13 protein-coding genes and 1 riboswitch are annotated in these 14,200 nt (G+C 56.6%); of the genes, 1 reads left to right on the top strand and 12 read right to left on the bottom strand.

Annotation, left to right across the window (positions count from 1 at the left end; all coding sequences use genetic code 11):
* Positions 1–211: 211 nt before the first annotated feature.
* The 3 genes from E5Q11_RS13065 to E5Q11_RS13055 form a co-directional block, all read right to left on the bottom strand.
* A complete protein-coding gene (locus tag E5Q11_RS13065) occupies positions 212–709 on the bottom strand; it encodes a hypothetical protein (protein ID WP_135803848.1) in 498 nt (165 codons plus the stop codon).
* Positions 710–801: 92 nt separating this feature from the next.
* Positions 802–1,227 carry a DUF4304 domain-containing protein gene (locus E5Q11_RS13060; protein WP_135803847.1) on the bottom strand — a complete coding sequence of 142 codons (426 nt, stop codon included), beginning with the start codon at positions 1,225–1,227 and terminating at the stop codon, positions 802–804.
* Positions 1,228–1,261: 34 nt separating this feature from the next.
* Entirely contained in the window at positions 1,262–1,894 is a 633-nt protein-coding gene (locus E5Q11_RS13055; protein ID WP_225315048.1) for an FMN-binding negative transcriptional regulator, read from the bottom strand.
* Between the two features lie 226 nt (positions 1,895–2,120).
* On the opposite strand from E5Q11_RS13055, the gene E5Q11_RS13050 reads away from it, so the two are divergent.
* Complete coding sequence (locus tag E5Q11_RS13050) at positions 2,121–3,080, top strand: integron integrase (protein ID WP_135803845.1); 960 nt, start codon at positions 2,121–2,123, stop codon at positions 3,078–3,080.
* 4 nt (positions 3,081–3,084) lie between these two features.
* Here the strand turns inward: E5Q11_RS13050 and E5Q11_RS13045 are convergent, their stop codons facing one another.
* From E5Q11_RS13045 to urtB, 9 genes are all read right to left on the bottom strand, one after another.
* Positions 3,085–4,149: a hypothetical protein gene (locus E5Q11_RS13045; protein WP_135803844.1), complete on the bottom strand. Its 1,065-nt coding sequence runs from the start codon at positions 4,147–4,149 to the stop codon at positions 3,085–3,087.
* Positions 4,150–4,198: 49 nt separating this feature from the next.
* The gene (locus tag E5Q11_RS13040) at positions 4,199–5,257 is read right to left on the bottom strand and encodes a ribonucleotide-diphosphate reductase subunit beta (RefSeq protein WP_135803843.1); all 1,059 of its coding nucleotides are present in this window, start codon (positions 5,255–5,257) and stop codon (positions 4,199–4,201) included.
* Positions 5,258–5,539: 282 nt separating this feature from the next.
* Positions 5,540–8,311 carry a ribonucleoside-diphosphate reductase subunit alpha gene (locus E5Q11_RS13035; RefSeq protein ID WP_135803842.1) on the bottom strand — a complete coding sequence of 924 codons (2,772 nt, stop codon included), beginning with the start codon at positions 8,309–8,311 and terminating at the stop codon, positions 5,540–5,542.
* A 213-nt stretch (positions 8,312–8,524) separates the two neighbouring features.
* Positions 8,525–8,746: riboswitch (cobalamin riboswitch) on the bottom strand.
* A gap of 89 nt (positions 8,747–8,835) precedes the next feature.
* Entirely contained in the window at positions 8,836–9,195 is a 360-nt protein-coding gene (locus E5Q11_RS13030) for a zinc ribbon domain-containing protein (RefSeq protein WP_135803841.1), read from the bottom strand.
* A gap of 5 nt (positions 9,196–9,200) precedes the next feature.
* Complete coding sequence (fmdA, locus tag E5Q11_RS13025) at positions 9,201–10,433, bottom strand: formamidase (protein WP_135803840.1); 1,233 nt, start codon at positions 10,431–10,433, stop codon at positions 9,201–9,203.
* 143 nt (positions 10,434–10,576) lie between these two features.
* Positions 10,577–11,266 carry an urea ABC transporter ATP-binding subunit UrtE gene (gene urtE / locus E5Q11_RS13020; RefSeq protein WP_135803839.1) on the bottom strand — a complete coding sequence of 230 codons (690 nt, stop codon included), beginning with the start codon at positions 11,264–11,266 and terminating at the stop codon, positions 10,577–10,579.
* 24 nt (positions 11,267–11,290) lie between these two features.
* On the bottom strand, positions 11,291–12,055 hold the full coding sequence (gene urtD / locus E5Q11_RS13015) for an urea ABC transporter ATP-binding protein UrtD (protein WP_135803838.1): 765 nt from the start codon (positions 12,053–12,055) through the stop codon (positions 11,291–11,293).
* Between the two features lie 29 nt (positions 12,056–12,084).
* Positions 12,085–13,242, bottom strand: coding sequence for an urea ABC transporter permease subunit UrtC (gene urtC, locus E5Q11_RS13010; protein WP_135803837.1), 1,158 nt, complete (start codon positions 13,240–13,242; stop codon positions 12,085–12,087).
* Between the two features lie 10 nt (positions 13,243–13,252).
* Positions 13,253–14,179, bottom strand: coding sequence for an urea ABC transporter permease subunit UrtB (gene urtB / locus E5Q11_RS13005; RefSeq protein WP_135803836.1), 927 nt, complete (start codon positions 14,177–14,179; stop codon positions 13,253–13,255).
* Between the last annotated feature and the right edge of the window lie 21 nt (positions 14,180–14,200).

Raw genomic sequence — 14,200 nt, 5'->3', positions numbered from 1 at the left:
ATACATTCTTGGATAGATTGCAGCCCGGAATAAAAGCATGAACGCGAATAAAGCCATGCATGACGCCCCGAGCGCCTTTGACGATTTAACTCCCAGTCTCGTCTTCATAAGTGCCTAACGCCATTGTTCAGCGGCGACCTTTTTGCAGCGAAGCGAAGAAAAGGGCGTCCGGTGGAGGGCCTTAAGGCCCGGAACGAACTGGAACTATTGGTTAGGCATTGATGTACGCCGAAACCAAGTCAGCGAGCATTTTCTCAGCTTCTTCCGTGAGTTTCTGCGACTCTGCAGCCTCAATCGCTGCATTACCTGCCATCCGTTCTTTACTATTATCCGCATCGTTACTTCCAAGCACGAATTTGGCAGCATGCGAGCCAATCAGTTTATGTTTTTGCTCAATCTGGGAGACGATGTCCTTTAGTTCCGGTGCGTAAAATAGGACGTTCATCTTCAAATCGCTCAAGATCGCGTCTTTTGAAAGCTTGTTGGGGTCAAGCTTTCCTCCGTAACCAGCCTCGGAGAGCATTTGCATCGAAAGCTCATTAGCGAGCTTTTGATAGGCAACTAACCCCTTATGAATTGCCTCGAATTTAGCCAGTAGCAATTCCCGTTTTTCCTTAGCACGTTCAAAAGACTGCCTTTGCCTATTCGACAACACGACAAAAATTCCAGCTATGGTTGCACCAATCAAAGTGCCCAAGAGTCCGATCATGGATTCCATTGTCCTAACGAATAGCTAAGCGGCGCCCTGACAAGGGCGTCCGGTGGACGGCCGCCAGGCCGGGAACGAATTTGAGCGACTGGTTAGGCGGCACCTGACCAAAATGCCTCACCCTGCGTCTCGATGAGATTGGCGACCTCCGCCGAGATAGTGTCGTAGTGTGATTTCGGATGAACCACCTCATTTCCCGGCTGATAGTTGGGCAAGCCGAATTCAAACCAATGATCGCGTCCAGGCCTCTCGGCCCCCAATCTGAGGCGATTTCCGATTTCACTCACCTTAGCTTTATTGGGACCGCTAAATCGAGTCCCTTCTGGCCCACAGTTTCCGATTTCCACAACGAAACTGCCGCCGGCGGAATAGAACTGAAAGGTCAGCAGATCGATTCGATTTTCCATGATTCGGCGGAAATGAGGATAAGAACCCTTAAAACCTCGACTGCGCAGTTCGGGGACAACTATTGCTTTCAAGGAAGCTTCCATGGCGCTTCGAGCCGGATGTTGGGCCATAGTGCCTCCTAACGCGAAAACGAAGCGGCGCGTCTCACGCGTCCGCCTTCCGTGACTTGTTAGATGTATTAAGCAATGCCGATAAAAGGTCGTCGTGGTTTTGGTAGTTTTGCTCTACGAGATGATCCCGTGCTAACAGCATATCCTTCTCTGTTTTGTCCTGTGACAGTTTGAAGCGCCCAACAATCTCTTCAATTTCTATTTCAAAGCCAAGGATCAAGTGCAGCCAAGAGGTCATTCTTGGATCTTTGTAGTCAAGCACAAATGGTAGCTCTCGATCCTCAAGGATTTCAGTCATTTTTATGAGGGAATCACGAATTGCATCAGGAGACTCGACTAATCGCACTTTCCCTCTGACATGGACCGAAATGGAGTTCCAAGTTGGGAGCTGTGATGACGAATAGACGTTTGGTGAGATGTACGCGTCCGGGCCATGAAAGACCGCAAAAATCCGTCCCTCAGTAAGGTACGATGCGTGTGGATTACTCCGATCTAAATGGCCAGTCAAAACGCCTTTTTTACCACGATGCCTATCCAAAATTAGCGGTAACTGGGTAACAACAACATCGTCCTCTGTACGATTTACAATCGTTGCGAATTTGAATTCTTCTATCACCCGGTAGGACTTTTCCATGTCCGTCTCAACATGATGTGCAGGTGGGTACATCATTCCTCCAATTCATCTAACAGCAACTAGACCGAATTCCCCAATATTGCAAAAACGCGACTTCTTCAATATTACGCCAAAATGCAGAACGGAGTTTCGGTCGATCCGTTTAAAACCAATACCCTAGCCTACCTATCCGGGGATCGCCATGGAATCGTTTGACTTCTGTGAAACACTCCCTCAATAATACTGTATAAAAATACAGTATCTTGGTTGGAGAGAACCCATGGATGGAAACGAGCCCAAACTCAGAGATCAGGTGCGCGCGGTTTGTCGGGTCAATCACTACAGCATCCGTACAGAAAAAGCCTATTGGTACTGGATTCGTTTTTTTATCCGGTATCACCAGATGAAACACCCCAGAGACATGGGGCCAGGAGATGTGAAAGAGTTTCTGACCTGGCTAGCGGTCGAACGGAATGTTGCGATGGCCACCCAGGCCCAGGCGTTGAACGCGCTGGTGTTTCTTTACACCAGTGTGCTGGATCAGCCTCTAGGGGACATTGAAGGGATTGTCCGCTCGAAAAAACCCCGCAAACTCCCAGTTGTCCTGACCCACGATGAGGCGATATCGATTATCAATCACCTTGGCGAGCCCGATAAGTTGATTGCCTCTTTGATGTACGGGGCAGGATTACGGGTTACAGAAGCCTGTCGCCTTCGCGTGAAAGACATTGATTTCAGTCTTCAGTTGATCAACGTCCGGGATGGTAAGGGCGCCAAAGACAGAACCACGCTGTTACCGGCCTCTCTGGTGGAGCCTCTGCAAGCTCGCACTTCAGAAGTTCGTCAGCAATTCCGCGCAAAATCCGATGGCTACGCACACCCCGTCAGCATGCCTTATGCGCTTTCTCGAAAGTACCCGGGGGCAAGCCGCTCGCTGGAGTGGCAATGGCTGTTTTCCTCGCCTGGCCTCTGCGCGGATCAGTTTGGCGAGGCGGTTCGCCATCACCGCCACGTATCTTCCGTCCAGAAGTCGGTCAGAAATGCCGTCAACCAGGCCGGCATCGGCAAACGCGCCGGCTGCCATACTTTCCGCCATACCTTCGCCACCGAGCTTCTGAAACGGGGCAACGATATCCGCACCGTTCAGGATTTGTTGGGCCACGCGGACTTACGCACCACCCAGATTTATACCCATGTGCTGGGCCAGGGGTTTGCCGGGGTTCGCAGCCCGCTGGGCTGAGCGGTCAGTCCTGTTCGTCTTCTTCGCTACGAAGTCGTTGAAGATCCCGCAGCGCCCCGTTGGACATGATCAGCTTGCGCTCTTTGGCCGTGGTGATGTCAGGCGGAACATAGTGGTCAATCACCGCCCGGTATTGGTCTTCGATATGACTGAGGGCTTTTTCTGTTTCCTGCTCGATTATGCGCTCAACTTCATCACGGCTGCCTTGGCAGGCGTTTATGTCCGCCAGCAGTGTTCTCCAGTGGATCTGGCGGATGGCGGCTTCGTTGCGGATCACCAGGTTCACCATGGTTTCACCGGGTACCGGCGATTGATCATGCAGGATGTAGGCTTGCGGGGGCAGCGCGGCCAGATCGCGCTGAAGTTCCAGTTCTGCGCCCTGCTGGTACTGCCACCAACGCCGCTGCAGTTCTTCCAGCTGCGGTTCCAGGCCGCCGGCGTCCAGCCGGTAATCCCACACCACGCCGTCGCCCTCTTCTTTACCATGGTTCGGGCCCTCCTCATAGGAAGATGGAATCAGTCGGTTCAGCCGCTTGTCGCCGGCCTCTTCCGCCCGGGACATCACGTAACCGGCTAGGGAAAACAGGTTGCCGTAGACCAGTTCTTCACCCATCAGAAAGCGCACCCAGCGAGACTGGTAAAGGGGAAAATAACCGGGGCTGACGTAGTTTTTCAGGTCTTTGTGGCGCCACTTTTCCTGGAACAGGAAGTCGTCGTGGTCGTAATCATAAAGCGTGTCGAAATCCAGCAGGCACTGGTTATCGGCCAGGCTTTCGTTGAGGTAAACGAAGTCGTCGCCGATACCGCGGGTCAGCAGATCGGCGGGGTTGATCCGGTTCAGTTGCTCCAGGGACAGGTCGTTCCACACGTCTTGCGCCTGTGCCGCAGCGCATTCAATGTCCAGAACCTGTTTCAGCAGCACCTGTTCCATGCGGGCGCGGGCTTCCCTGCCCGGTGCGGCGCGGAATCTTTCCTGTTCGGTTTCAGTCCAGCTGAAGTAATCCGGGCTGCCTGCCATCAGGGCCCGGTTAGCGGCGGCTCGGCTATCGCGCGAAAGGCTCGGGGTCATTCGAGGCTCCGGTCACGGTGCATCTCAGTCCCACAAGCCTAGCAAATCCTTACCACTCCAGCTGCGCCCCGGTCTGGTATTCGATCACCCGGGTTTCAAAGAAGTTCTTCTCTTTGCGCATGGTGGCCTGTTCGTCCAGCCAGGGTGAGACGTTTTTGGCCCCCGGGAACGGCTCTTCCAGGCCTACGGTTCGCGCACGGCGGTTGGCCACGAAGCGGAACTGTTCGCTGTGGTATTCGGCGGAATAACCCAGGATCGGGTCGCGCAGAATGTAGTTGGCGTAGGCGATTTCAGCGGCTTCGGACTCGTCCCACATGTCGCGCACGGCTTTGGGGTCGAAGCTGATGTTTTCTTCTTCCACGATCTGGTTGACCACTTTCAGGCCGAAGGAAAAGTGCATGGCCTCATCCCGCAGGATGTACTGCAGCTGTTCGCCGGTGCCGCGCATCAGGCCCCGGCGCTGCAGGGCGAAGATGGGGCTGAAGCCGTTGTAAAACCAGGTGCCTTCGAACACGGCGGCGAAAAACAGGTAGGACATGATGAATTCCTGCAGGTCGTCCTTGTTGCGAAGGTTCATGTCGGAACGCATGGCCGCATCCAGGCGGCGGTTGGCCATCTGGATCTTGCCGTTGATGGCAGGCACCACGCGGTAGCGGTTGTAGATCTCGCTCTGGTCCAGGTTCAGGGTTTCGATGCAGTGCTGGTAGGCCCAGGTGTGCATGGCTTCTTCGTACACCTGGCGTGCTTGGTAAATCTGCAGCTCCGGGGCGCTCATTTTCTCCATCACCGCCAGGCCGATGTTGCGCATGGCCAAAATGTCGGAGGTGGTCAGATAGGCCAGCACGTTTTCATAAACGTGTTTCTCCGCCGGGTTCAGGCGGTGGTGGTAGTCGTGAACGTCCTGGGCCATGTTCACATCCAGCGGGGTCCAGTGGTTCTTGTTGGCGTTCATGAAGTACTCCCAGGCCCAGGGATACTTGAACGGTGCCAGCTGGTTGATGTCGGTCTCGCCGTTGATCACGCGTTTGTCGTCGACGTTAACCGGCGCGGGGCCCTCGGGATTCTGGGCTTTCGGGGCTGTTTGGGTTTCGTCTTCCCAGTTGAGCATAGTGGTATCCTCTTGAAAGATTGTTGGCCACGGAATCCACGGAAGAACACGGAAAAAGATGGAAAGATTTTTTTAGGCCACTAAATCCACGAAAGAACACGAAATTAAAGATCAAGATCCTCTGGTTGTTAATCGGTTGTCTTTGTTCGTGTTCTTTCGTGGTTTTCGTGGCTAGTAATATCTTTGTCTTTTGCTTTTTTCCGTGTTCTTCCGTGGATTCCGTGGCGAAAATAAGCTTTGTTGTCGGATTACGCTTTGCTAATCCGACCTACGGGTGCCGGGCTACTGGCAGGCTTCGCAGTCCGGCTCATCAATGCTGCAAACCTGGGGCTGGGGCGCGGCGACCGGGGCGGATTTTTCGGCGCCGGTGGCGCCCAGGGAACGCAGGTAATAGGTGGTTTTCAGGCCGCGCTCCCAGGCCAGTTGGTACAGGTCGTCCAGTTTCTTACCACTGGGTTCGGCCATGTACAGGTTCAGGCTCTGGGCCTGGTCCAGCCATTTCTGGCGTCGGGCGGCGGCTTCCACCAGCCAGCGGGCGTCGATTTCAAAGGCGGTGGCGTAGCGGGCTTTCAGTTCCTTCGGGATGCGGTCGATCTGCTGAACGCTGCCGTCGAAGTATTTCAAGTCGTTGACCATCACGTTGTCCCAAAGCCCTTCGGCTTTCAGGTCCCGCACCAGTGACGGATTCACCACGGTGAATTCACCAGACAGGTTCGATTTCACAAACAGGTTCTGGTACGCGGGCTCGATGGACTGGGCCACGCCGATGATGTTGGAAATGGTCGCCGTGGGGGCAATGGCCATCACGTTGCTGTTGCGCATGCCATTCCTGGCGATCAGTTCGCGCACCGGCGCCCAGTCCAGACGGCTGCTGGTGTTCACCGACAACTGCCCTTCCCTTCGGTTTTCTTTCAGCAGCTTGAGGGAATCAATGGGCAGAATGCCCTGATGCCACAGGGAACCTTCGTAGCTTTCATAGGCACCGCGTTCACCGGCCAGAGTGGCGGAAGCGCGGATGGCGAAGTAGCTGATCTGCTCCATCGACAGGTCGGCGAATTCCACCGCTTCCGGGCTGGTGTAGGGCAGGTTGAGCTTGTACAGCGCATCCTGAAAACCCATCAGGCCCAGGCCGACCGGGCGATGTTTGAAGTTGGAGTTCTTCGCCTGGGGCACGGCGTAGTAGTTGATGTTGATGACGTTATCCAGCATGCGCACGGCGGTGTTCACGGTGCCCTCCAGGCGCTGAACATCCAGCTCGCCGTCACGGATATGAGCCGCCAGGTTGATGGAGCCCAGGTTGCACACGGCAATTTCGTCGGCGCTGGTGTTCAGGGTGATCTCGGTACACAGGTTGGAGCTGTGTACCACGCCCCGGTGCTGCTGGGGCGAGCGCAGGTTGCAGGGGTCCTTGAAGGTGATCCACGGATGGCCGGTTTCAAACAGCACGGTCAGCATCTTGCGCCAGAGCTGTTTGGCGGGGATTTTCTTGAACAGGGTAATCTCGCCCTGCTCCGCCAACGCCTCGTAATGCTCGTAGCGTTCGCGGAAGGCGTTGCCGTATAAATCGTGCAGGTCCGGTGCATCACTGGGGGAGAACAGGGTCCAGTCTTTGTCCTCACGCATACGCTCAATCAACAGGTCCGGCACCCAGTTGGCGGTGTTCATGTCGTGGGTGCGGCGACGCTCGTCGCCGGTGTTCTTGCGCAGCTCCAGGAATTCCTCAATGTCCAGGTGCCAGCTTTCCAGGTAGGCGCAGACCGCGCCCTTCCGTTTGCCGCCCTGATTCACGGCCACGGCGGTGTCGTTCACCACTTTCAGGAAGGGCACCACGCCCTGGCTGCTGCCGTTGGTGCCTTTGATGTGCGCGCCCATGGCCCGCACGGGCGTCCAGTCATTGCCCAGTCCGCCGGCCCATTTCGACAACATGGCGTTGTCCCGGATGGCGCCATAGATGTCTTCCAGGTCGTCGCCCACGGTGGTGAGGTAGCAGGACGACAGCTGGGAATGCTGGGTGCCGCTGTTAAACAGGGTGGGCGTGGATGCCATGTAGTCGAAGGAGGACAACAGATTGTAGAACTCGATGGCCCGGGCGTTGGGGTCGCCTTCTTTCAGAGCCAGGCCCATGGATACCCGCATGAAAAACACCTGGGGCAGTTCCAGGCGGTCGCCTTTCAGGTTGATGAAATAGCGGTCGTACAGGGTCTGCAGGCCCAGGAAACCAAACTGGTAATCCCGTTCCGGCTTCAGCTCGGCGCCCAAGCGTTCAAGATCAAAAGCCGCCATGGCTTCATCTAGAAGATCATGGCGAATGCCCTGATGAATGAAGGCCGTCAGGGCCTGTGGATACACTTCCGCCAACGGCAGATGCAGCGGCAGTTCCAGGGCGGTGACGGTTTCGAGCCGCAGCTGTTCCAGCAGCAGGCGGGCGGTGACAGCGCTGTAGTCCGGCTCCTGTTCGATGCGCCCCCGGGCCGTCATGATCAGGGCGGTCAGCACTTCCTCTTCGGCAATACCGTCGTAAAGATTGCGCAGTGCGCCCTCTACCAGGGATTCGCCGTCGATACCGTTCAAGCCCTGGCTGGCGTTTTCCACCTGGACTTTCATCAGACCCAGATCCAGCGGGGCCACTTCGCCATTGGCCTTTTTGATGGTCAGGGTTGGGTGGGCTTCCACCGGCGTGTGCAAGGCTCGTTCCCGGGCGTGCTCTTCCCGGTAGAGCACGTAGGCGCGGGCGACTTTCTGCTCTTCCGCCCGCATCAGCGCCAGTTCCACCTGATCCTGAATGTCCTCGATATGCACCTTGCCGCCGGCTTTCAGGCGGCGGCTGATGGCCTGAACCACCTGGTTGGTCGCCCGCTCCACCGAGTCATGAATGCGGGCGGAACCGGCGGCGGCATCGCCTTCCACGGCCAGAAACGCCTTGGTGAGAGCCACGCTGATTTTGGACGGATCAAAACCTACCAGGGAGCCATTACGTTTGATGACTTGCAGGGCATCGGTCTGGAACTGAGATTGTGAGGCAGGCTGGGCTTCAGCCAGGGCAGAGGTAGACATGGTTGTTCTCCTGAATACGCGTTGATTCCTTTCACCTTCGCATACGCAGAGAGAATTGGAGGCCTTGCCGTGGGTTCACGCGACACCGTAGGTCGGATTAGCGAAGCGTAATCCGACAGCGAAGTCAGGGTTCACCCGGTTGTCGGATTACGCTTCGCCTAGTCCGACCTACGGTTCTGGAGTCCTCAATCCTGCTCACCTTTTAAACGCGAAGGTGCAGTTGTATCCATGGCCTGTCTTCGGACTCAGGGGCGTGAACTTTTCCAGTTCGGCCTTACGTGGCGACTTCCCGGTTTTCACCAGTGTCTTGATGCCACGCTCGTTCCCCAATACCGCTGCGCGTCAGTTCCGGAGTCTCACCGGATTCCCGATACCAGCATCATTGATTATTGAATAATCACTACATCTGGTATCTTGCCAAGGATAAAAACACTATATCCGTGATTTTATTAAGGGACAAGGCAGGAAAGAAAAAAGCCCCCAAAGCGGGGGCAAACACGTGACAGTGCGGGCTCGTTCAGCCGTTAATGGCTGATCATCCAGGGCCGCATGGAGGGAAACATTTTCTTGCCGTCGGCGGTGTAGAACAGCATGGCTTTGCCGTTGCCGTGCTTTACCGAACCGCAGCCACACGCGCGGTTGTGTTCCTTGTCGTTGGCGCGCTGATCCGCCGTTGAAAACACCGGTTCATGCCGGGATTTCTCGTTGCGATCCTGGGCCAATCGCTTTGCCGGGTCCATGGCGGCAATTTCCGGGGGCAGCACGACCACCCTCGGCGCCAGCGCCTTACAGGTCGGGCACGGTGCAGGCTTGGCGCTGTCTGCCATGGTGGCCAGCGTATTGAACAGGCCGTGTTCACGGCATTTGTAGTCATACACGGGCATGATGCTTACTCCTTATCTTTCGACAGGGGTACGTCCATTCCACCACTGGTCATCTTCTTCGGGCCATCGGCGGATGGGTTAATGTCGAAGTCGAAGATGTCCGTCGGCAGCCAGAGGGTGGCGCAGGCATTCGGAATATCCACCACACCACTGATGTGGCCTTCCACCGGCGCGCAGCCGAGTATGGCGTAGGCCTGGGCTTTGGTGTAGCCGAATTTGGTCATGTATTCGATGGCGTTAAGGCAGGCCTGACGGTAGGCAACGTGAACGTCCAGATAATGCTGGCCACCCTGCTCGTCTACCGAAATGCCCTCGAAAATCACGTAGTCGTCGTAACGTGGTTTGATCGGGCTGGGCTTGAAGATCGGGTTCTTGATGCCGTACTTCTTCATTCCGTCTTTCACTAGGTTCACACGCAGGTGAATCCACCCAGCCATTTCGATGGCACCACAGAAAGTGATTTCGCCGTCGCCCTGGCTGAAGTGAAGGTCGCCCACTGAAAGTCCTGCGCCGTCCACGTAAACCGGGAAGTACACCTTGGAGCCGCGCGAAAGGTCCTTGATGTCGCAGTTACCACCGTGCTCCCGAGGGGGCACGGTACGGGCTGCTTCAGCGCCGGCTGCCTTGGCCGCATCGCCGGTCATCTTGCCCATGTGGGCCGTGTCACCGTTGGGCAGCGTGGCCAGCTCCGGCACCCGCTCCGGGTCGGTGGCCACCAGGCCGGCTTCCCGCTTGTTCCAGGTTTCCAGCAGGTCTTTGGACGGCAGGCAGCCGATCAGTCCCGGGTGAATCAGACCCGCAAATTCAACGTTCGGTATGTGACGGGATTTGGTGAACATACCGTTGAAGTCCCAGATACTCTTCTGCGCTTCCGGGAAATGCTCGGTCAGGAAGCCGCCGCCGTTCTTCTTTGAGAAGAAGCCGTTGAAGCCCCACTGGCTTTCCTCGAACGCACCGATGTCCAGAATGTCCACCTCCAGCAGGTCGCCGGGCTCGGCGCCCTCAACACCAATCGGGCCAGACAGGAAATGCACCTGGCTCAGGTCTACGTCGCGGACGTCATCGGCATTGTCGTCGTTCTTGATCTGACCGCCGGTCCAGTCGTAGCACTCCACAATAAAATCGTCGCCCGGCTTGACCATGGCCACCATCGGGATATCCGGATGCCAGCGGTTATGAATAGACGCGTTTTCGTAAGCGGACTTGTTCAGGTCGATCTTGATGATGGTTTCAGCCATGGGGCCTCTCCTTGTCTTTACGTAGTTTGATGCTGCTGTGTTTTTGTCGCTTCAGTATCCGTTTCGGCCCTCAGGCCATGAATACGGCAATCGCCCCGCCTGTCTGCGTCAAATGACGTAGGTCTTCAGCGCAGGGCAATGCCTCAGACCGCCAGGTAAGACGCCACCTTGGCTTCGTCCACGTCTTCTCGACGTTCTTCGTGCACAATCTCGCCCTTTTCGATCACCAGAATCCGATCGGCGATGTCCAGGGCGAAACTCAACACCTGTTCCGACACAACAATCGACAGCCCGCGCTGGTCGCGTATCTCTTTCAGGGTTGTGGCAATTTCTTTGATGATGGAGGGCTGGATGCCCTCGGTAGGTTCGTCCAGAAGCAGCACCTTTGGATCACTGGCCAGGGCCCTCGCGATCGCCAGCTGCTGTTGCTGGCCGCCAGACAGGTTGCCACCGCGGCGGTGACGCATTTCCAGCAACACCGGGAACATGTCGTACAGGTCCCGTGGCACTTCAGTGCGTTTGGTGGTGGTCAGTCCGGTTTCAATGTTTTCCTTCACCGTCATGGTGGGAAAGATCATTCGTCCCTGGGGCACAAACCCGAAGCCGTTCTCCACCCGCTGGTAACTCTTGAGTTCGGCCAGCTCTTTACCTTCAAGGGTAACCTTGCCGGAGGCACTGGGAATTACCCCCATCAGCGATTTCATCAGGGTGGTTTTACCCATGCCGTTCCGTCCGACAATGGCGACGATTTCATTCGGCTGTACGTTAAAGTTCAGGCCTCGCAGAATTTCGCTCTGGCCATATTTCACGTGATAATCGGACACATTCAACATGATGACTTCCTCGTCTTTTGCCCGTCAGTGGCCCAGGTAGACTTCGATGACTTTCGGGTCCTGTTTGACCTTCTCGGCGCTGCCCTCGGCCAGGATCTTGCCCTGGTGCATCACCGTGACGTGGTCGGCGATTTCCGCCACAAACTGCATGTCGTGCTCGATCACGATTACCGACCGGTCATTGGTGATGCGCCGCAGCAGTTCTGCTGTCTGTTTGCGCTCGGTCACGGACATGCCCGCGACCGGCTCGTCCAGCATCAACAGATCAGGGTCCTGAATCAGCAGCATGCCGATCTCCAGCCACTGTTTCTGGCCGTGGGACAGCAGATCGGCCTGGGATTCCAGTTCGTCTTTAAGGTTGATCATTTCCGCCACCTCGCGGACCTTGCTGATCACCTTGGCGTCCCGCTTGAAGAACAGGGCGCCGAACACGTTGCGGCCTCTCGGATAGCAAAGCTCCAGGTTCTCGAACACGGTCAGGTCTTCGTAAATAGAAGGGTTCTGGAACTTGCGCCCCACCCCCGCTTTCACAATCTCGTGTTCCTTAAGGGTGGTCAGCTCTTTGTTGCGGAACTTCACCGACCCGGAGGTGGCCTTGGTGCGGCCGCAGATCAGGTCCAGCACCGTGGTTTTGCCGGCGCCGTTGGGGCCGATAATGACCCGGATTTCCTTTTCATCGACGTAGAAGCTCAGGTCGTCCACCGCTTTGAAGCCGTCGAACGAGACCGTCAGACCTTCCACCGCCAGTACAAAATCCGTGTTGGTTGCTTTTGCAGCGACTGCGTTCATGAAGCTCTCCTTATTTGGCTTGATCTCGCTCAGGACGCCTTAGCGGGTTCAGACGGCGAATAACTGGAATCGCCGGAATACCGTTTGAACACCGGGGCCTTGTCGAGGAAACGGTCCACCGTGGGCGCGCAGTATTTCTGGTATACACCCGCCAGGCCGTCCGGGAACGCCAGCACGACGCCGATGAACAGCGCACCCATGGCGAACAGCCACAGCTCCGGAAAGCTTTCGCCGAAATAGGTCTTGGCAACGTTCACCACGATGGCGCCATAGACCGCACCCAGAATCGACAACCGGCCACCCACGGCGCAGAAGATCACCATCTCGATGGAAGGCACGATGCCGACGAAGCTTGGGGACATGAACTTCTCCTGCAGGGTGAACATGGCGCCACCGACAGCGGCAAATGCCGCACCCACGCAGAATACAAAGATCTTGAAGTTCGCCACGTCATAGCCGCTGAACCGCACCCGGTCTTCCTGGCCACGCATGGCCACCAGGATGCGGCCGAGCTTGCTCTTGGTGATGAACTGGGCAATGAACAGACACACGAAGAGCAGCGCCACGCAGACGAAATAGAACACGTAGCTGGCGTAGTCGGAGCGGATGTTCCAGCCCAACAGCGTGCGCAGGTCGGTGATACCGTTAACGCCACCGGTGTAGCCCTGCTGACCAATAATCAGGATGGTCAGAATGGCGGAGATAGCCTGGGTGATGATGGCAAAGTAGACGCCTCCCACTCTTCGCTTGAACATCGCAAAACCGATGAAATAGGCGAAGATGGTCGGCACGATCAGAATGGCCAGCACACTGAAAGTGAAGCTGTTGAACGGTTCCCAGAACCAGGGCAGTTCGGTAATACGGTTCCAGTCCATGAAATCCGGAATACCCGGTGTACTCTGGATGGCCGTGTTCTCGGGTGACGAGGCTTCCAGCTTCAGGAACATGGCCAGGGCGTAGCCCCCCAGACCATAGAACACTCCCTGGCCAAGGCTCAGGATGCCGCCGTAGCCCCAGCACAGCACCAGACCTACCGCCACAAAGGCGAAACTCAGGTACTTGCCAAACTGGGTCAGGCGAATAATGTCCATCGACAGTGGCATGATCACCAGCAGCAGTATCGCCAGCACCAGAAAGCCCAGTACGTCCTGCCGGGTCATCATGTTTTTAAGACTGAAGTTGCTCATGACAGGCCTCCTACTTGCGCACTTTCAGGGTGAAGAGTCCCTGCGGGCGGACCATCAGAATGATCACCACCGTCATCAGGGTCAGGACCTTGGCCATGGAACCGCCGAGGAAGAACTCCATGGTCGACTGCGCCTGGGAGATACTGAAGGCCGAGGCCACAGTGCCCAGCAAGCTGGCGGCGCCGCCGAAGACCACCACAAGGAAGGTGTCCACGATGTACTGTTGCCCCGCCGAAGGGCCGGTGGAGCCGATCATGGTGAAAGCGCTACCGGCGATGCCGGCGATGCCGCAACCCAGGGCAAAGGTCATGCGGTCTACCTTGACGGTATTGATGCCCACGGCTCCGGCCATCGGCCGGTTCTGTACCACGGCGCGTACGCGGCGGCCCCAGCTTGATTTGAACATCAGCAGGTAGACACCGAAGGTCACGCTGATGGCAATAATCATGACGATCAGACCGTTGATGGGCAGCTCGACGATGTCGGTCACCGGGAAGGATCCCGCCATCCAGTCGGGAATACGCACGCCCACTTCGCGGGCGCCAAAGATGGAACGATAGCTCTGCTGCATCAGCAGGCTCAGGCCCCAGGTCGCCAGCAGGGTGTCCAGCGGGCGATGGTAAAGACGGCGGATCATGGCCCATTCCACGAATGCCCCGAGGGCAGCCGAGGCAAGGAAGGCAACCACAATCGCCACAAAGAAGTAGGCATCGAACAGTCCGGGCAGATATTCCGCGAACAGATTCGATGTCAGGTAAGTCATGTAAGCCCCCAGGATCATGAACTCCCCGTGCGCCATGTTGATCACACCCATCTGACCGAAAATAATCGCCAGACCGAGTGCCATCAGAAGGAAAACTGCGAAGAGAATCAGGCCGGCGAAACCTTGCATCGCAAAGATCGAGCCCAACTCCGTGGCGGTATAGTCAGAAAACATGGTCGTACCTCCGGCCTTTCA

The organism is Marinobacter confluentis (assembly GCF_004785685.1).
Taxonomy (GTDB): domain Bacteria; phylum Pseudomonadota; class Gammaproteobacteria; order Pseudomonadales; family Oleiphilaceae; genus Marinobacter; species Marinobacter confluentis.
The sequence above is the reverse complement of the archived record's forward strand: the minus strand, read 5'-3'. Positions and strand labels throughout refer to the sequence as shown.